The organism is Bacillota bacterium, assembly GCA_013178305.1.
Taxonomy (GTDB): domain Bacteria; phylum Bacillota; class Sulfobacillia; order JABLXB01; family JABLXB01; genus JABLXB01.
This window is the reverse complement of the sequence record JABLXB010000007.1, coordinates 264,448-283,561: the sequence shown is the minus strand read 5'-3', so window position 1 is coordinate 283,561 and position 19,114 is coordinate 264,448. Positions and strand designations below refer to the sequence as shown.

The following is a 19,114-nucleotide window of genomic DNA, read 5'->3' as shown; positions in this document are numbered from 1 at the left end:
ATCACTTCCTTAACCTCCTGCATCCGCGTTCTGCCAAGTATGAGGATACAGGATTAGTGGTCGGGGTGGATCACTTTAAGACGAGCGTTTGCGGCATTACTGGATCACTTTTATTGTAACGAACGCAACCGGTCCACTAGCTTTATGGCCCTTTCGTTCTCGTCGTCGGGCAAGCGCTCGCGGCAGCCTGCGTCTCTCAGCGCGGAGACGATGGCCAGGACATTGCGCTGAAACCTCTTCTTGTAGTGATAGGCTATCTGGCGGTACAGCAAGAGTCGCCGCCTCGAGAACAGCGCCCGAAGGCTTTCGAGGATTACCTCCCGGGTACGCTGGAAACGGGGCAGGAGGAAGGACGGCAGAAGGGAAACCGTGTGGCAGCAGGATTTGCAGAGATACCGGACGATGGATATGCGGTACTCAACGGCGCGGGGAAGCGCGTTGCGGGGATAAAAACCATGGCGTTCCAGCGGAATGCCTGCTCCGCACACAGGACACTCGAGAAGCAGCGGAAACACAATGGAGCTAAAGTTCTCGACGTATTCCTTGATTCCCACCCCGAAGTCCCAAACGATCTGCATGTGGAATCGAATACCTCCCCAGGAGCCAAAGATACTGAAAGAATCTTAGCACACTGGAGAGTCTTGCCAAGCGCCTCCGGTGACAACCAACCTGCAACCGGTAGCCCCGGATCAGGGTCATCTACCGTGCAAGGCTACACCTATCTCGCGCTTGTCAGCCTTCGTTATCGGAACCTTGACGTTTTGTCGTACCCAGTATCCCTTATCCTCGAAACACCGCGCTACGATGTCCTCAAATGCATTCATCGACAAGCCCCCCTCGCAGCTCACGTGGGTCCTGGCCACGCGGCTCCCCGACTCAGTTGTCGCCTCCACGCAAAAACTCTGGCCAACTGGATCGGTCGATTGCATGAATCCTCACGGTTTCCGCCCCTTATACCTCTTACACAAACGCATAATCGCTACCCGTCTCTCGGGCAATCTGAGCCACGCTCAAGCCCTCGTCGTACATGCGCCGGAACTGCGCCGATTTGGTGCCCCACTCCGATCGACTCGCTGCACTCCTGTGAAGCCGCCGGGTCGTCCGGCTCCACAATCCAGATTCCCGAGTGCAATCTGTGCCAGGTCAGGCTCGCATTCCGGTGGCGGCGCTTCAAACAGGCTGCGCAACTCTCTGTTTATCGGAGACCTTGGGTTCTTTAGATACTCCCTGTACTGCCCCGCAACCCACAGGTACCGGTCAAGTTGTCGATTGGTCAGCCCAGGATCGACGGCACACTTCAGCATCGCAAACTCAGTCACGAAGCCCCTGTACCCGCGCTCTCTGTGGCCGCCGTATTGAGCCAGCCCCAGGTGATGCCCTACCATCTTCACAGCGTAAGAATCATAGATGGGGAACCGCTCCGGATCGATGAAGAAGTGCGCGAATTTCGAGGCGAAGCTGGTGTGTGTCCTCGCAACCCCGGATTCGCTTGTGGCAGGCAAGTGGGCCAGGCGCTCGACAAGATCGATATCGCGGAGCGCCCTCCCATCACCGTTCATCACAAGGAACACGTGCTCGGCCATTCTCAGTATCGCGAATACGTTCGTCCCATAGAGGGCGTTGATGCTGACCACCTTGAGGATGGTCGACTCCATATCAAAGCCCGGTAGGGCCTGGGCAAGCGCTGTCAGAGCTGCATCCGATTGCCGCCATTGCTTGAGATGTTCATGCAACCGGTTGGCCGCCTCCACCTGTGAACGTGAAAGCGGTATTGCAAGCGAGCGATCATCGAGCAATCGCACCTCCATCGCCATTGAACCTCCTCCGACGTACTCTGGTAGTCTCAATCACTGTTCGCGTCTCAGAGAGATCCCTTAGAACACGCCTCCGCAAATGTAAAGGTTCGACCGGCAAGTATCTGACGACATGATGGTATTCCGACGGCACTGCCGGCTCCCCATCAGCATCGAAGCCGCCGGCTGCCGGAACTGATGAATGCCAAGCCGTCTTGGCTCAGTCCCAAGAAATCAGTAGAGCGTCCGGGCGAATCTCTCCGCCGTGTTCACGGCAAACCTGCATACATCGTCGTTCACGATGAGAGCGCCGCTCGGCTCGAAGCCACCCATACGCTGGAGACGCCGTTTCAGTGATTCTCCCGATCTGCCCCCCGCATGAACAATGGCATCCCGCATGTCTGAGGAAAGCTCTGGCCTGGTCCTCGATGAAGGCATCGCACGCGACCAGGAATGAGTACCTGTTCAGGCGCGGAATGACCTCGAGGTCCCGCCACCAATCGTCGGTGTTCGGTGTCGCCAGCCTAGTATTTGAGCCATCATGCCACCATGGCCCGGATCTGTTCCCACCATGTACTCAGAGCATGCAGTTCGAACCGCACGTACTCCCGAAACCTGTCTTCGCCAGGATCCACCACGCCGGCAGATACAGGGCCGTCGTCGATCTCGGAGAGGCCGAGTTCCAGTCTCAGTAACCGGAGCAATTCCTGGAACTCAGGCTCCGCGCCTGTTTTCGGGAAGTCAACCATAGCGCAGCGAATGGTGCCCCCTGCCCTCCACGTACCGTAACGGATTTGGCCGGGCTCCACGTCATCGTCGAATAGCCGCTGTACAAGCGGCCTCCCTGCAACGATGACCAGCTTCAGGTAGGGCAGTAGCGCCTGTACTTCACGGTGCACATATGTCTCCATGCAATGCTTCGGCGGGAACTCACGATTGGCGAAATAGCCGGGGAAATGGATTTGTGGTAATGGGTCCAGTAGACGCGCCTGGTAAAGGCAGCGACGGGTGCCGTAACAATAGGATTGGCGCCGAACAGGGCCGTGTAGACCGCTCGAAAGAACCGAGGCTAACGGTCGACTAGGGGGGAAAATGGAGAAGCCCGCTCCTGCCGATACGGCGTTTGAACATAATAGGCAGAGAGCTCTCAGAGAAGACTTCTCCGCCAGGGCAATTCTTTCACACATACCGCATAAGCTCTTCAGCACTTACCCGAGCCTGTCGAAGAATGCTGCGGAAAACCCAGTCGCTCCAGGGCGCGGATGGCGTCTTCTCCGGATATCCTGCGCAGCTCAGGCATGTGCGGCTACCTCGAATATTGTTATCAGGGCCTACCGGTCTTCTAGTCCATGCTGTCGGCCCGTGCCTTGAGTCTACCATCCCCATCATAGTATGTGAAGGAGTCGACTGCAGAAGCCTTCAATGCGAAGACTTCCCGCCGCCAGGTCCGAGCATTCTTGGCCTCTTTCTGAACCTTTGCGGCAACACGACCCTCCTCTACCTGGAGACAGCCAATCTGGCGTCCTCCTCCTTCAGCGTGACCACGACATTCGGGTACTTTTGCGCCACTTCATCTAGAAGTGCTCTCGCGTATCTCCTGGCCAGCGCGTCCAGCTCACTTTCGGACGGGCGAGTGACCACGGTTCCATCACGCTGCCGAAAGACAGAAACCGTTTTCACTGCGAAAACCCCCTTGTCTTGCCCTCCTTTCAGCACTCTTATGACGGCACTGGTTGTCCGGATACTTCAAGAGCCCTGTTTATTTCGTTAGCTCGGTTGGCTTCGCCATGACTAACATTGCGTCTCACCATATAGATCTTTGGTGAAGGACGGGATGTCTCTGTGTTGCGGGCTGCGGTCTATTGTCGCGTCTCTACAGAGGAACAAGCGACTGAGGGAATGTCGATTCCCGCTCAGGTTAAGGCTCTACATGATTTTGCCAGAAAGAACTCGATGGAAATTACCGACACGTTCGTGGACGAGGGAGCCTCTGCGAGAACTGCGGATCGTCCCCAGTTTCAGCGAATGATTGCCATGGCGAAGAAGAAACCCCGGCCATTTGACGTCATCCTCATTCACAAGACAGACCGCTTCGCGCGGAATCGCGAGGATGCAGTAGTCTACAAGTCATTGCTCCGACGGGAATGCGGGATCGAGGTCATATCCGTCACCGAACAGTTTGACAATACGCCCACCGGAAAGCTCCTAGAAGGAATCATGGAGGTAATGGCCGAGTTTTACTCGCTCAACTTGTCTCAGGAAGTCAAGAAGGGCATGAAAGAAAAGGCATCCAGGGGCGGAAAAGGTCTTGGCAGGATGCCGGTAGGCTACCGGCTGAACGCTGACGGCAGCATTGTCATCGTGCCACAGGAAGCAGAACTGGTCAGATTCATATTCAACACCTACACCAGGGGAAACGAGGGATTGCTCTCCATAGCACGCTCTCTGAACTCACCAGAAGGCAGAGCCCGCTTCGGAGAAGCAGCTGCGAGGTTCAAGTGGTCTTCGATCGGAGTCCGCAATATCATCCAGAACCCCATGTATATCGGGAAGATGGTCTGGAACCGCCGCGACTCCAACCAGGGGGGGCGCTTCAGACACCAGCACGAATGGATAACCGTGGACAATTCCCATGAGGCCATTATCGATGTCGATACCTTCGAGCGAGCGAACAAGATACTCAGATCCCGGAGGGGTGGGTCGCACACGCCGAGAGTCCCGGACTACCTGCTCAAGGGCATGGTCCGGTGCATGGAGTGCGGCGGTGCCCTGACCTACATGTCCGGAGTCTGGCGGCGAAAGAACGGCGAACTTGCGCGTAATCCGCAGCTCTCTTGTTCCCGCTATCATCACTCCCAGCTGTGTTACTTTAACCATGTATTCATGAGCAAGATCGAGCACGCCCTCTTTGACCACCTGCGGGAGCTGCTGAACGGCAGGGTGGATTCATTGGATGTTCTCATCGTTCCCACCACCGACGACCACACAGACAAACAACGCGATTTCCTGCGCCGGCGGCTCGAGCAGGTCAAGGTCAAGTTCCAGAGACAGATGGAGGCATTCGAATCGGGCGCCATCTCGCTCACGGAGCTTAAAGAGGCGCGCCAGAGAGTGGAGGCCGAGAGGCAATCTATTGAACAGCAGTTGGCCTCACTGGATGCTAACAATCGAGAGAGCCCGGGACATAAGTTGGTCGAGCTCAGGCAGAGAATTCGGGACGTGCTCTCGAGGGCTGATGACCCCGCGCTATCGCCCGCCGATCGCCGGCGAGCCTTGTTGACCATCATCGACCACCTGGAGTACTCGCGGCGCCAGGACTGCCTGAAAGTTGTATTCAGGCTATGAGGCGCACCAGAGACCTTCACTCGCGGTTCAGGCGTTCGATCCGGAATACGACGGTGTTCACGGGATCCGGGCACTGGAGGGTGTCGACTGCGGTTATCCACCCGGAACCCGGTCGTTCGAAGGAGATACCAGTGGCCAGTTTCCTTCCCGTTTCCAACACTAAATGCTGGCAGTGGCCGGGGCGGTGATACTGGTGCTCTTGGCCGCGGCAGCGGTTTTCGGGCCGGCGATCTCCCCGTACCGGTACGACCAGCAGAACTACCGGTTAACCAAGCACCCCCCATGCTGGGACCACCCGTTCGGAACGGACGAGCTGGGCAGGGACATGCTGGTACGAGTACTTCACGGCGCCCGCATATCGATGCTCGTCGGCATCGTCTCCAGCCTCATCAACCTTGTGATTGGAGTCACCTACGGCGCCGTGGCCGGGTTTGCCGGCGGCCGAGTGGGCCTGTTCAACATCTTCATCGCTCTGGGCATCATCTTCTGGCTTACCATGGCCAGGATAGTCAGGGGCCAGATCCTCCGCATCAAGCAGCAGGAGTTCGTCCTCGCGGAGCTAGTCATGGGTGTGCCGCGCTGGAGGATTATTGTCCGGCACCTGATCCCCAACACCCTCGGCCCTATTATTGTGTACGCGACCCTGTCCATCCCGACGGGCATTTTCCTCGAGGCCTTCCTGAGTTTCGTCGGCCTGGGCGTGTCGGCGCCCATAGCCAGTTGGGGAACACTGGCGTCAGATGGGCTGAAGGTGATGAGATCCAGTCCATGGCAACTCTTCTTCCCCGCCGCAGCCATGAGTGCATGTATCCTCGGTTTCAACTTCATGGGAAACGGCCTGCGGGATGCCCTCGACCCGAGGCTGAGGAAATGAAGAGTCCGCAGCATCCTCATGGCCCCGTCCCTATCCCGTCTATCCTCCAGCCGGTGTCCGGGGTCTCGCGGCGCAGGGAGACAAACCGGGGTTGCAGCCCGCTCCCGTGCGTAATAGGCTGCTCCACAGTCAAGTCTACCACCACCTGGTACATCACGCACCCCTCAGGCACGCTGGTTCCTTCCATCTTCTTGACGCCTTCGACCCTGGCGGCCGTCGTGTTCAGCAGGCCCAGCATGCCCTGATCGAACCCGGGGTTGTACAGTCCCCTGTTGTCCATATTACTGAATAGATACATCAACAAGTGTTCTCTCGTAAGGCAGGTAAGGGCCGCCGGGTAGTCGCCCCGGTCGATCGCCTCGTAGTACCGCCGGATCACTTCCTCCGGAGTCAACGACGCAAGCTCCCGCTCGACCGCGTCATCCGCGTCGATCACGCCGGGCACCCACCCGGCCCACGTCTTCCCCGTAATGTCCTCGAATCGCCGGCCGGAAAGCGAGCATGCGAACGCGTGGTGCCTGCCAGCGTCGAGCCAGGCTCCGATTACCCTCCCTTCACTGAGCACGATCACCGCGCGGCCGCACTCCCTGCGGGGTTTCATGAATTCCGGCAGCAGTTCCGCGATCTTGTACAGCCGGACGTCCACATTCCGCCCCAGATATGGCGCAAGATCCAGCCCGATGTCCTTGTTGAGCTCGTTGTTGTAGGCCCAATAGAGAACGGAGGGAAATTCCCCCGGCCTGTGTAAGAATTCCCCGGGAAGCGTCACCTCGAGCTCGCTGATGAGGAAGAATGGAGTCCATCCGTATTTCGCAAGGAACCTCTCATCGTCCGCCCTGACTCCGGCGCCGGCCGGCCGGTACTGGCCCAGGGAATGGAGCATCGCCCCGAGTTGGCCGGGTACCTCGTACCAGCCCTCGTGGAACCTGATGTAGCCCGGCAAATCCATGGTGGGACCCTTTATCCAGTACGGAAGGGCCTCAGTCTCGCGGCCGCCCTGAAGCGTTAACTGGAGGGTAAACTCGAATCCGGCCGCATCCCGCCCCGATTGTAATCGTCAGGGCCACCGCGAACGCTAACGAACGTGACCTCCCGACTCTAACTATGGACAGCGACACGCCATCCCCCCCTACTGCAACTTGATACTTTCCCCTTGTTGTTCGCTGACGGCGCTCTCCGTACAGTAGTTCCTGCACTCACGGCGCCGACACCCTTGAGAAACCCCAGCCGTTCCAGCGCCAGATGCTTGTCTGCCGCCTGCCGGGATCGGTTGCCCAGGCTGTAGAAGATATACCTACCCTGGTAACGATCCACCCTCTGCACTACGTGCAGATGATGCCCGAGGACCAGGTCCGCCCCTGCGTCGATCACTGCGCGGGCGTAGCGAACCTGGTTTGAGCCGGGGTCCTCGGAATACTCGGGGCCGGCGTGCATGGAAACCACTACGAAGTCGGCGTTCTCCTCCGCGTCACGGATGTCTGCCCGCATCGTCTCGAGATCCAGAAGGGCAGTCCCGGGGGTGTCCCGTCCCGCCCCGTAGGGTTCAGGGACCACGGCAGGGTCGCTGTAGGCCAGGAACGCCAGCCGAATTCCCTTCACGTCGGAGTAGACGGCGGCATGCGCTTCCCGTTCGTTCGAACCGGCCCCAACACACTTGACGCCCGCAGCGCTCAGGCTCCGCAGGGTACCGGCTATCCCGTCAGCCCCGAAATCCGGGATATGATTGTTGGCCACTGAAAGAATCGTGAAACCGGACGAGGCCACGGCGGCCGCCATTCCGGGATCGGCGCGCAGCACCATCTCTTGCGGTTTGATGTCCCGGCCCGGCGTCAGCGGGCATTCCAGGTTCCCGAAGACAATGTCCCCGCTGTGCAGGTAATCCTTCATCTTCGAAAAGGGGTGCTCGAAATCGCCATGTCGCTCGATCCGGTCGGCCACACCGCGGGAGAGCATGATGTCGCCGACGGCTACAAGGACGACGGGATCCTGTCTCTCCGGCAGGCTGAGCCTTCTTTTCCTGAAAGCCGCGAAGCGCTCCGCCCGATGCGGGCCCCGTCCGGCTACGCACCCCACGCAGGCGACTGAGACTGCCAGGGCCAACGTCACAGCCCTGACCGCCTGACGCCGGGTCGCCTTCACGGCGCCACGAAAGCCTTCGTCCATTCGGGCAGGGGCGGAGTCCTGCGGTCTTTCAGCATCTGGCGCCATTCCGAGTCCGTCAAACGATCGTTCATCGGCCACGTGAACTCGTAGTAAGAATAGACTCCACCCTTGGCGATCCTGGGTTTTCCGTCTACGGGCACAACGGCGTAGATCACAGAGATGTTCCCCGTCGCCGCTTCCAGGACCTGACCTTCCGGGTCCGTAGCCACATCGGCGATGACCGCCGCCGGCTGGTCGATGGATTGAGACCTGTGTTCGAAGCCCTCGTCGCGCAGGGCCTCCAGCCAGAAATGCTCCAGTTGCACCCCGTAGGCGCGTATGAGGTCATACTCAGCGTCGGTCAGGGGTGCATTGCTCAGCTCCTTTTCGGCGATAGCCTTCAGAGACAGGGCGAGCGTCTCCAGCCTCTCCAGGCTGGTCTCGTCCCGCTCGTTCAAGAGGCCCCTGGATTTCAGGCCTTCGCGAGTCATCTTCGCCAGCGAGGCCAGGCGGGCGAACACGGGCGGGTTAGGCTCCACATACCCGCGGTCATCCACGCCAATGTCGCCGCCGCCGGCCTCGGCGTAGACCGGCTTCGAATACAGGATTGTGTCGTGTTTCAACTCCACCCAGCTACCCAGGAACGTGTTAAGGTCCTTCCTGGCCCAGGCGGGGTTGCACATGAAGGACGGGTAGCCCTCGGGCTTCTCCTGGGCCAGCGGCAGAATCGAGTGGAGCCAGCTCCAGTATAGGTTCTGAGTCCAGGTCTTCCCATCCAGGCCGGCGATGTAGGCCTTCAGTTTGGCGATATTCTCGGGGTAACCCCGGTAGCCTGTCTCCCCCGTCGATTCAAGGATCTCGCATGCTTCCGCCGACCCGAGCGCGGCCGGGATATCCAGGCCCTTGGGGAGCATCCGTCTCCGGCCGTCGGCGTTCTCCTTGACCTCGCGGTATACCAGCCTCTGGAAGATGGAGGCGTCCACGGTGAACCTCTGTCCCATGAACCTGAAACCCTTGATTTCCCTCTCGCGGTCGGGCTGGATCGTTCCATCGAATATGGGTATCGAGTTGATGGCCGGGGGCTCGAGTTTGGCGGCCGCTGCCAGGAACGCCGTCCACCCGGCCTGATCGGAAACGAGCGTCATCAGATCTACGCGTGGGCCGAAGGTTTCATCCATCAGCTCCCTGACCTGAATCGGCGAGATGTCGTCGCTCTTGCCAACCAGGAAGCTCGTGGGCTCGTATATCCGCTTCCAGGCCGACAGATTGTCGCCTTCGCCCAGGGCCAGAGGATACGTCGCTGATATAGACGTTGAACCCATCCGACCGGTCCGAGATCCCCGTGAAGTCGGCCGCTACAGGATCGAACGCGGTCTCCAATCCGGCGGCCTTCAGGTGGTCATTGAGCCGGGTCTTCCGGCCGAAACTGAATCTGGGGAACTTGATCTTGGTCTTCACGCTCTCCATGCCGCCGAGAATCCCCTCGAGACGGGCATAGTCAAGACGGTCCAGATATTCACCCAGGTCGCCCCTTGGGAGGATGACCAACATGTTGCAGCCGTAGTAGTTGAATTCCCCTGCCTGGACCTCTTCGTCCTCGTAGTACCTGATGCGCCGTTCGGCGTTCATCATGTCCACCTTGACCGTGGCGCCGCCGGGTGAGCCGCCGGTCGCGCCCGGACCGCCGGTCGCGCCCGAGCCGTTCCCCAGGTGGAAGTCTTCCTTCTGGGTCTTCGACTTGTCGAACTGGTTCAGCCACTTCCCCCGGAAATAGAGCGAGTTGAATACGTACATGACGGTCTCGGAGGGAGTCTGCGTGATATGCTCGGCTATTCTGCCGTGGGTCTTCTCCGCGATCCACCGGTTGATGGCGTCCCTGGCGCCGGCTTTTCGGAAGTTCACGTTGAAGACTTCGGCGCCGTAGTAGGTGTTGGACGTGCTGAGGAAGGCCTCCTTGACCGGAAGCCGGTCCTGTATCCAGATGGAGTTGGCCATCTCCAGGAGGGTCGTCCTGTTGCCGTTCTCGCTGTAGCCGGCGTTGTTCAGGTGATTCATCAGGTTGCAGTATTTCTCATTCAGTTTCCCGGCGGAAAGCCTGTCTGGATTGACGAGGGCGTCGATTTCCGTGCGGGTGTCCCCGGCCGCGCCGTTCGCGAGGACGGCAAGCGCTGTCGAGAGGCTGACGGGCGAAAAGACTACGTTTCCTTCACGCGCTTCCGCGGACACCCTGCGGAGAAATTCGAGTCCGACGGCGTTCGCGCCGGTACACGCGGGGTCATTGCTGGATACTCTGGGTTTGTCGATTCTCTTTAACGAGCCTTGCTTCTGAATCTGTGCAACGGGTGCCGGTCCCGTGAGCCAGCTACATCTCTATGTCGACGCCGCCCATGCCCTGGACATGCAGTCTGTGCCGCCCCTCTCCGAGAACGGCACTCTTCGTGACCGGCCCCTGCAGCGTCGTTTGGTTTTCTTCTGCGTTCCGGGCCTGCGCAGTCTCGCCCTTCCACGGAATGGCCTCACCCGACAGGCGGTCTGGCGAAGGGACTCTCGCCTGCAGCGTGAGGTTCTCCTGGCTGCCCAGGCGGACGCTCACCTCGCCGGCCGTCTTGACCCGCCAGTCAGCAGCCAGCCCCGCCACAACCACATTCGCCCGGGCGGAGCCCGAAAATTCGAGATCCCTGTCCGCCGGAACCAGGAGGGTCCATCGCATGGAACTCGAGTGATGATTGAACGCTCTGGGTTCAGGAGGCCTCCCAAAGGAAATGAACAGTGTGTCACCTTCTCGGCGAGCGCTGGCGCCGGTCTGCACCATCGCCGAGGCCTCCTCCTGAGACAGCGCGCTCATCCGGCCACTGCCGAAGAAGGTCACCTGCGGTTCGCTGGAGCTGCGAATCTCGATCTCGCCGGAGTCGCTCGCCACTACGATCTTGCGAATGGCGTCGTCTAGGGGGATTGTCTCGCCGGTCAGACCCACGGGGTAATCAGTTGAGGCAAGCGACCTCTGTACCGCCGGCAGAAGGCCGCTGGCGCTCACTCCTTGCAGGCCGATGCTGACAGCCACCACGAAGAATGCGACTAGAATTCCGAAGAAATCGTACCTGACCGGCGGATTCGTCCCTCTTGAGAAGAACCCGGCAGCAAGTATCTCGACTCCAAGCAGCACCGGAATGACCGCCCACCATTTCAACACGAATGGCATCGCACGTCCGCCCGCATTCAACTCACTCAGCAGAAGGAATACCCCGAAGAGCACCAGCGTCAGGCCCATCGAGAAGGAGCCTACTCTCCATTGCCGCACGATTACGCCCCCCCTTTTTCATCGTTACCGGAAGCCACCATACCCGGATCCGGTTGATCCGGCCGGTCTGGCGCATCTGCCGGGTCCGGCGGCTCCGGCGGGTCCGCCGTAGCCCGCGGAGGTCTCGCGGGTTGCCCCATGGCCAGCCGTATGCCCCCGCCGATGAACAGGGCAGCCACTATCCCGGTGCGCATCATCTGTATTGTGCGGCTATCCAGGAACGGCGCGATGACGCGGTCGAACAGCACCACGCAACCCAGGGCTATGAGACCTACTCCGACCCACCTCTGCCTCTGCGCCACCCATTCCAGCAGGCCGGACCCACCCGGGGGACAGTCGGTGTTCCCGGAAGCAAGTTGCATCGTGTCGAAGAAGCTGTAGAACCAGATCACCGGCAACAAGAACATGAAGAGGCTCAGGTGCAGCCAGTCCACCAGGGACATGCAGAGGAAGAACATGAGCATGATCTGCAATCCCCTGCTCTGCCATCCCAGGTACATCTGGCCCGCCCCCGGCACGATGCCGAAGAGAAGGGCCCACATGGCGTCCTTCTTGCCCGACGCAACGCTGTCGGCCAGTCCTTGCAGCGGAGAGTGATTTCGTATCTGTTCTCCCTCATTGATTCGCTGGTTCAGGTTCATGGCGTCAAACACGTTGTAGAACCAGATGACCGGGAGCGGGGCCAGGAAGAACAACGCTTCAGCACCGTTTATTCCCACCAGTCCCCCCAGACCGAACAAGAAGAACATCCAACCGAAGAACGCGGCCATGAAGGCCATCCCCCTGTAAGGCAGGCCGAGATACAGGTGCCCCAGCCCCGGGAACATGGAAAGAAAGAACGTGACAAACTGACTCTTGCGCACTGTGTAGCCTCCTTCATTCGGTAAGCCCGTCACCCTTGACGGGGTCCCTGGATTGACCTCCACACCGGGTCAGCCCGGTGATGTAGCCTGACAACCTGTCAGTAAACTCGCTGACCCAACTCACCGGTAGCTGCAGTTTCGCATCTGCAGGCGCCCGGACCGTCTCCTCCATTGTCAGATGGATCACCCGGGGGAAGGCGTCAAACCAACCCACACAGAGAAGCATTGCAGTGACGGCCGCAGCCATGGCGTAGTTCTGCAGGGGGGAAAACGCCAGCCTGCGCTCAGGGATCTCCGTGGGGGTTCTTCGAGTGGCTCTCACTTGCCTCATCACGCCATCGACGAAACTGGGGTCCAGCAAGACCTCCGCCAGTTCCTCATCGCGGGTTTCGATGGTCGAGATATAGGCGTCGAGACACGATTCGCACGCGGCCAGATGGTCGGCCATCGCCTCGCGGCCCTCCGGCGTAACCCGGTTCAGTCTGAACCTTCGCCATTCTTCCCGGCTGTAGTGCATCTACGCCACCGCCCTCCTTGCGGTCATCCGCCACGTCCACCGCTCACGTATTCGTGCCGCTCATGTACTCATGCCGCTCACGGGCTATTCCGCCCACCGGATTCCCGCAATTGCTTTCTCAGTATCTGGCGGAGCGTCTGCCGGGCCCGGTACAGCCTCGACTCAATCGTCTTCACGCTGACCCCCTCCATCGAGGCCATCTCCGCGCAGCCAATACCTTCCACGTAATGCTGGAGAAACGCCCTCCTGTGCACTTGCGTGAGGCTCATTACCGCCGACACAATCCCCTCCAGCCCCATGCGTTCGAGCGCTTCCTCCTCCGCGGAAGGCTGGATGCCCGTGTGCGGACCCGGTTGAGTCTCACTCAGCCGGCGCGACTCGTCCTCCAATACGAATCGGCGCGTTCTCCGGCACCAGTCGATGGCCTTGTGTACCGCGATACGGGCGGCCCATCTCCGGAAGCTACCCCCGGCGTACTGGGGAAGGGACCTGTAGATCTGGAGGAAAGCCTCCTGCAAGACATCCTCAGCCGCTTCCTCGCTACCAACAATAGGCATGACCGCGGCCAGCAAGAGTCCCTTGTATGTCTCCACGATCCAGGTATAGGCATGGACGTCGCCATCCCTTGCCCTCGCGATTATCTGATCCTCGGAGTAAACGACGAGTCCCCCCGTTTCTTCCCAGATACAATGACGAGCGAAGTGAGTGCGATCACTGCATAGGTTCGTGAGCGTCTCCCCAATTAGGAGCGCTGCCGCTTCTGAGGACCCAGCGGGGAGACGATTTCGAACGGATGGACGAAAACGTGATCTGCTGAGTGGGGTGCTGTCCGCAGGTGAGACCGGGCCACACCGACTGGGCCCCGAGGATGTGGGGATGCTTTTCGCCGCCGGTTAGTTGGGCGGAACGAACGGCTGATTCGGGCTACCTGTACTCGTCGACTATAGGATCTGCTCCACCCATCTCACTACCCGTTCGGCCAGCCGTACCGCTTGTTGGTATTCTTCAGGCGTAAAGTACGAGCCTCTATTCTGCCAGTGTAGATCCCTATTTGATGGTACAGACTTTCATTTTGCCTTCACAAGCACGGTTCGATGTAGGTATCCACCCGGCGGACGCGGGCTCATTAGAGCAAAGGTGCCCTCAATGACGTGGCCGCTGAACCCGTGAGACACCAGAAGATCCAGGGTGAAGTTTCCTCCTGCATAGCCGCTCAATGACCCCAGTCTGGAGGGAACCTTCTCGCGGGGTCGGCCGACGTGCAAAATCCTCTGAGTTCTCTCAGATACACTCCCAGAACGGGAGTCCTCACCCAGTCGACGTTGTCGTACTACCCGAACCGCATAACCAGGCTCGCAGCGAAAAGCGTTCCCAGCAGAACAACGATCGCGGTGATCCGTCTGTGAAAGCGCATTCCGTCTCCCTCATCTACCCTTGCGTCCTCTTCAGTCCACCAATCAGTCCATCAGGTTCTGATCCCGCCGGACGGGCATCACATTGATCTCATCCAGATACTTGCCGGAGCTACCACGCCACCAGCGCTCTTCCACCCTGTACCTCGGACTCCGTCCGTGCGGCATCGATAGGCTACCGGCGGGATAGAACGGTTGGGCCTCGCCTGGACCGGCGGGTCTTGGCGCCCCTGTGAGAGAGACCACCCACGCAGGCCCGAGATTGATTTCGGGAAGATTCCGCGTCTTGGCGATCTCCCACAGGATCAAGGTTTCATCGTCTTTCCAGGCGAGGGACTCGATCAACTCAGCCGTCGGCAAGCCCACAAGCCGGACGACGTTGCCCGCCAGGTTCCGGCACTCCGCGCGATCACCGGAGAAATCGACAACCTTCAGGGTCATCGGGGTCATCAGCTCGCCGGTTCGATGGCGCGACAGATCCAGGCTCACGACCAGGCAGCACACCAACGGCCCGGGCGGAATCCGCTGCGGCTTCCCGCGCGTGACCGGTCTCGCAGCAGTCAGATTAACCAGGACCCTGACCACAACCCGGCGCATCATCGCTCCCTCCGTCGCACTCGCGTATCGCGGAACCGGCATACCCGGCATGCTTCTCAGTCCGTTGACAGAACGACAACGGATCCCCCGTCTCCCTGCCCGGTTTCCGTGAGGACGATCAGGGACTCGTTCGGCGACCACCAGTACCGGGCGGTCTCCACCGCCCATGGGTCTTTCGAATCGGGAGAGTAAGTCCATAACTTGCCATCGCTCACCCGCAGGAACTTGAAGTCGCGGAGGTGGTCTTCCCAGCAAACGTAGTTCCCCAGAGGTGAAAGCCTCGCAAGCCCGCGCGCGGCGATTTCCCCGGAAAGAATGGGGTTTCCATCCGGCCCGTCAACCCTGATCAGGATGACGTGCTCCGGTACACTCACCGTAGCTGTGGGATATACCTGCCACAGCACATGCCCGCCTGCTACCCACGCCGTAAGAGACTGGCTGCGCTGGTCAAGTGTGATGGGGCGAAACGACGGGGCCTTCGACTGCTCCGGCTGCTCCGACCGCTCCGGGCCCGCCGGGCCCGCGAACGGCCGGTGAACCGGCGCGACCGCATCGCCCTCCACAGTGACCAGGACGACTCCCCCGCGAAACGGCAGAGCATCGCCCATCTCGTTCCCGCCGGCGGCGTACTCGACGGTTTCCCATTTGCCCTCCGACGGCCAGCACGTCCGCGTCGTCACAACCATGCCATTCGGGCGCGCGTCCCACACGGCGTCAAACGCCACCATCCTACCCCAGACGAAGCTGCCGGAGCGGTACCACTTGACCGGACCCGAGATCCGCAACGGTGGTATCTCGACGCACCGCCCCTCGGGTGTCACGGTCAGCATCGGGACGTCCCTCGAATTCCCGTACGCAATCACGTGTCTCCAATCCGGGCCCAGCCCGGGCATGAACCCGGCGGGAATCTCCACCTCCCAGGCGACATGGCCGTCCCCTTCGATGCAGGATACGAACGCCCTGTTCCCCTCGTCCTCACCCGTCGCGCAATACACGACGAACCTGCCGTCCACTATCCCGACTACCGCGCGGAAATCGTCCCCGCCGGGCCACGCGGTCTCGGGTCTTGCTCCGGGGGGCGCCTCTACCTCGACGATCTCGCACGACGAAGGCGCGGCACCCAGGATTGCGGGCGTGACGTGGAAGTACCGCGCGGCTGCGGCCCCGGGTCGCCTGGCCTGGATCCATACCCCTCGACCCGAGAATCCGCATACTGACGCGACGAACCCCGGCGGCAGATCCAGCCTCCCGGCCACTCTTGCAGGCTCGCCGTCCACTCGTGCGAGGTCGATCTGCCGCGGGCGCGGCCCGCAGCCCCCGACCGCCCCGCCGGCGACCGCGCAGGCCAGGGCCATTACCAGGGCGAATCGCGCCGACCCACGGACTCGAAGGTTCATTCGCCATCACCCTCATGCGCCGGTCCTGCGCTTGAATTCGGGCTATCGCAGGCGATGAGTCGCTCGAGGAGCCTTCGTACGTCATCCTGCCTGGCCCAGTATGAGACTCGCTTGAACAGGAAGTAGTCCCTCTGCACCTCGAAATCGGCGCCTGACTTCAGGATCAACACGCTTCTCCCACGGGTGAGGATGACACGGATACCGCACTCAGCGGTCGTGCCTGCGAACGACCTGTTGGGCCGTATCTCAGTCGCAGAGTTGAACCAGTCGATGATCTTCGCCGCCTCGTCGGCGGCGGCTGTCGTTTCCGTCATGCCACTGCCGGGTACCCATCTCCACAGGCGGACGCCGACGACATCGCGCGCCGAGATCGGCCTGTGAGGGGACCTATCCAGGTAGGCGTTGAACGAGAGGCCGGCCAACAGCAAGACTATGAGTGCAGCGACAGACCTCCTTACCATGGGTCACCCCATCTCCACCGGCTGGAACCGTAACCCTCAGCCCGATCGTCATGGAAGGATTCCCCAAGCGTGAAGACGAACGGCAGTGGCTAAGGTTCCGCCCTCTCCGGCAATTGCGGCGTCAGGCACGATTCAAGGGAACCCGGACCACGGTGGGGCGTCAACAGTCAACAGGGATGGAGCAACCCCGCGCGCGGGCCGGGCGGCGCGGCGGAGCCCGGACGAAGTGGCGGAGGAGGATCCGGCCGCGCTGCCCTCGTATGAGCCTACCCGGGGAGGTTGTGAAGTGCTATCACCCGCGCCTGCTAAGAGGACCCCTGTGGGGACGATCGTCCTTGTCCTGACGCTGCTGGGCCTCGTCACAGGCCTCGTGGCCGTCTCTCTGTACCGGTTCGGCGAAGCGCCGGCGCATGACGTAGAGGTGTTCACCGCAAACCACACCGTTCTCGTCGCGATACTATCCCCGATCGGCTGGGGCATGGCGCTGGGGTTGGCGGGCGCCCTGAGTCGTCGGCCCATCCGGTTCTGGGTCTATTTCTCATGCGTGGTGTGTGTTTTCTACTCGCTGGCGGGACGCAACCCCTACCTGGTGCCGGCGGGGGTGTACTGCAAGGGACCGTACGTCAACCCGTTGAGCATGGGTCTTGCGGCCCTGGCGGCCGCTGAGGCGGTCTGGGCCGAGAAGGCGTCGCTGATGATCCTCGCCCGGAAGCCGGGATGGCAGTTCGCCATGGCTGTACTGTCTGGGCTCGCGATGGCGCAGCTCGGGTTCGGGGCCTTCGTGATGCGCCCGATGGTCCTGGTCGACAGGCTCCAGCCGCCCGCCGTACTCCAGCCGGGGTACGACCTCGCATGGGAGATCACGATCCCCGCACAGAGGCCCTGGTCCGCCTCCGGCTTCTGGTTCGCCTCCCGGGACGCCGCCGGCGCCCAGCCTCACGGCCCTTCTTCGCTTCAGCCTTCCCCCGTCTCCCTGAACGAAGACGCCATCCTGGCCACCGCGGACTGGATTGGACGGATCCGGCTCAGCGACGGCGCCCTGGTGTGGGCGACTGGGTTCGACTTCGGGCTTTCGGCTGAGGAAAGCCCGTACGCGATGGTGACTGTCGAGCAGTCCGAAGACAGGGTCTACGTTGTCGCGGCCAATGATCAGGGCGACATCTACGCGTTCGACCGGAGGACGGGAAGCCCGCTGTGGCAGGCGCGGAACCTGGACTTTTACCGCCACAACCAGTGGGATGTCAGCATGAGCGTCCTCTCGACTCCCCGGTTCTTCTTCGTCGTTCCAACGGAACCTGGGCCTGTCTACCTCACTGTCGACAAGGTGACCGGATCCGTTGAGCGCCACGAACTCTCGGCGCCGGACGGCATGACCGTCCTGAAGAAGCCGGACGGAGTGCAGACGAGGCCGTACATTCTACGGGGGCGTGACGGAATGCCCGCAATACTCGTGTTCTATGCGCCGGAGGGAGTGACCGTCCCCTTTTCGCTGGCCATTAACGAACAGCCGCCCGACTGCGGGATCCTCTACGGTCTGGATCCCGGGAGCGGCGAGATCGCCTGGCGGGTCTCGGGCTTGGGAGACTGGCGAGACACGCCGAGGCCGGCGGAGCGCATCATTTTTGACAGGTCAACGGTGGTACAGTTCATACCGTGGCCGTGTGGGAGCTCCTCGGGCAGGCTTGAGGTGTTCGATGCTACGACCGGGGCTCTGCGCTGGCGCAGCGATCACCCTTCCGTGGGACCGTTCGTTGTCGGAGACCGCGAGGTCATTGTCAGCAGCCCTGAACAGATCGTATGTCACGATCTGTCTACAGGTGAGGTCAGGTGGACCACAGGGGGCGGCATCGCGGCCCTCGCCGGGGGACTCCCTATCCGGACCGGAGACTCGTTCGTGACCGGGCTAGACCCGCAGACAGGACGGGAGGTGTGGCGGTTCGACGTGCCACGGGCACCCGGCAATATCCTGCAGGTGACGGGGATCCAGGGAGACACCGTCGACGTGACGACCTGGATCGCGGGGCGCCGCAGCCGGACGTCCATAAATGCGTCGACCGGTGCCATACTGCCCCAGGCTGACTCGAAAGGGCGCTCCTGGCATCGTCCCTTCGGTTATCTCTTGTGGGAGTACGGATCGTTCGGCGACACGGCAGGCGACGCGGGCGGCGGCCTCCGGCTTGTCAACCTGACGGGATCGTACCGTGACGGCCGCCCCCTGTTCAAGTCCGCCGGTTACATCGCCTCCGCGTGGAGGGATCTGCCATCGGGAGGCAACAGGAATTTCCTCTTCGAGGAGACCGGAGAAGGCCACCTGCTGTTTGCTTCGTATGACGAGCGGGCGCAAGCATATCACGTCTACGTGCTCCGTCGCCTAGAGCCCCGGACCGGTTCCTCTCAGCGCGCCGTTCGCTGAGG

At 61.0% G+C, this 19,114-nt stretch carries 17 protein-coding genes; 3 read left to right on the top strand and 14 right to left on the bottom strand.

Translation table 11 applies throughout. The features are described 5' to 3' along the window. Positions 1-110: 110 nt before the first annotated feature. From HPY55_13970 to HPY55_13955, 4 genes are all read right to left on the bottom strand, one after another. The gene (locus HPY55_13970) at positions 111-578 is read right to left on the bottom strand and encodes a hypothetical protein (protein ID NPV71728.1); all 468 of its coding nucleotides are present in this window, start codon (positions 576-578) and stop codon (positions 111-113) included. A 432-nt stretch (positions 579-1,010) separates the two neighbouring features. Continuing rightward, positions 1,011-1,814, bottom strand: coding sequence for a hypothetical protein (locus HPY55_13965; GenBank protein NPV71727.1), 804 nt, complete (start codon positions 1,812-1,814; stop codon positions 1,011-1,013). A 518-nt stretch (positions 1,815-2,332) separates the two neighbouring features. After that, on the bottom strand, positions 2,333-2,692 hold the full coding sequence (locus HPY55_13960) for a hypothetical protein (GenBank protein ID NPV71726.1): 360 nt from the start codon (positions 2,690-2,692) through the stop codon (positions 2,333-2,335). 598 nt (positions 2,693-3,290) lie between these two features. Next, positions 3,291-3,473 (bottom strand): hypothetical protein, encoded by a 183-nt coding sequence (locus HPY55_13955; GenBank protein NPV71725.1) that lies wholly within the window; start codon positions 3,471-3,473, stop codon positions 3,291-3,293. Positions 3,474-3,638: 165 nt separating this feature from the next. On the opposite strand from HPY55_13955, the gene HPY55_13950 reads away from it, so the two are divergent. Continuing rightward, positions 3,639-5,138, top strand: a complete 1,500-nt coding sequence (locus HPY55_13950) for a recombinase family protein (GenBank protein ID NPV71724.1) — start codon at positions 3,639-3,641, stop codon at positions 5,136-5,138. Positions 5,139-5,301: 163 nt separating this feature from the next. Continuing rightward, positions 5,302-6,012 carry an ABC transporter permease gene (locus tag HPY55_13945; protein ID NPV71723.1) on the top strand — a complete coding sequence of 237 codons (711 nt, stop codon included), beginning with the start codon at positions 5,302-5,304 and terminating at the stop codon, positions 6,010-6,012. A gap of 16 nt (positions 6,013-6,028) precedes the next feature. Here HPY55_13945 and HPY55_13940 read toward each other — a convergent pair whose 3' ends face one another. From HPY55_13940 to HPY55_13895, 10 genes are all read right to left on the bottom strand, one after another. After that, positions 6,029-6,961 (bottom strand): DUF4829 domain-containing protein, encoded by a 933-nt coding sequence (locus HPY55_13940; protein ID NPV71722.1) that lies wholly within the window; start codon positions 6,959-6,961, stop codon positions 6,029-6,031. Positions 6,962-7,110: 149 nt separating this feature from the next. Then, positions 7,111-8,118 carry a CapA family protein gene (locus HPY55_13935; protein NPV71721.1) on the bottom strand — a complete coding sequence of 336 codons (1,008 nt, stop codon included), beginning with the start codon at positions 8,116-8,118 and terminating at the stop codon, positions 7,111-7,113. 29 nt (positions 8,119-8,147) lie between these two features. After that, the gene (locus tag HPY55_13930; protein ID NPV71720.1) at positions 8,148-9,476 is read right to left on the bottom strand and encodes a DUF3160 domain-containing protein; all 1,329 of its coding nucleotides are present in this window, start codon (positions 9,474-9,476) and stop codon (positions 8,148-8,150) included. Positions 9,477-10,516: 1,040 nt separating this feature from the next. After that, on the bottom strand, positions 10,517-11,452 hold the full coding sequence (locus HPY55_13925) for a hypothetical protein (protein ID NPV71719.1): 936 nt from the start codon (positions 11,450-11,452) through the stop codon (positions 10,517-10,519). A gap of 2 nt (positions 11,453-11,454) precedes the next feature. After that, positions 11,455-12,315: a hypothetical protein gene (locus tag HPY55_13920; GenBank protein ID NPV71718.1), complete on the bottom strand. Its 861-nt coding sequence runs from the start codon at positions 12,313-12,315 to the stop codon at positions 11,455-11,457. Between the two features lie 13 nt (positions 12,316-12,328). Beyond that, entirely contained in the window at positions 12,329-12,832 is a 504-nt protein-coding gene (locus HPY55_13915; protein NPV71717.1) for a hypothetical protein, read from the bottom strand. A 77-nt stretch (positions 12,833-12,909) separates the two neighbouring features. Then, a complete protein-coding gene (locus tag HPY55_13910; protein ID NPV71716.1) occupies positions 12,910-13,710 on the bottom strand; it encodes an RNA polymerase sigma factor in 801 nt (266 codons plus the stop codon). Positions 13,711-14,289: 579 nt separating this feature from the next. Next, a complete protein-coding gene (locus HPY55_13905) occupies positions 14,290-14,841 on the bottom strand; it encodes a hypothetical protein (protein NPV71715.1) in 552 nt (183 codons plus the stop codon). A 56-nt stretch (positions 14,842-14,897) separates the two neighbouring features. After that, positions 14,898-16,238, bottom strand: coding sequence for a hypothetical protein (locus HPY55_13900; GenBank protein NPV71714.1), 1,341 nt, complete (start codon positions 16,236-16,238; stop codon positions 14,898-14,900). Next, positions 16,235-16,699, bottom strand: coding sequence for a hypothetical protein (locus tag HPY55_13895; GenBank protein NPV71713.1), 465 nt, complete (start codon positions 16,697-16,699; stop codon positions 16,235-16,237). Before HPY55_13895 ends, HPY55_13900 begins: the two co-directional genes overlap by 4 nt. A gap of 286 nt (positions 16,700-16,985) precedes the next feature. On the opposite strand from HPY55_13895, the gene HPY55_13890 reads away from it, so the two are divergent. Then, positions 16,986-19,112, top strand: a complete 2,127-nt coding sequence (locus HPY55_13890) for a PQQ-binding-like beta-propeller repeat protein (GenBank protein NPV71712.1) — start codon at positions 16,986-16,988, stop codon at positions 19,110-19,112. Positions 19,113-19,114: the final 2 nt, after the last annotated feature.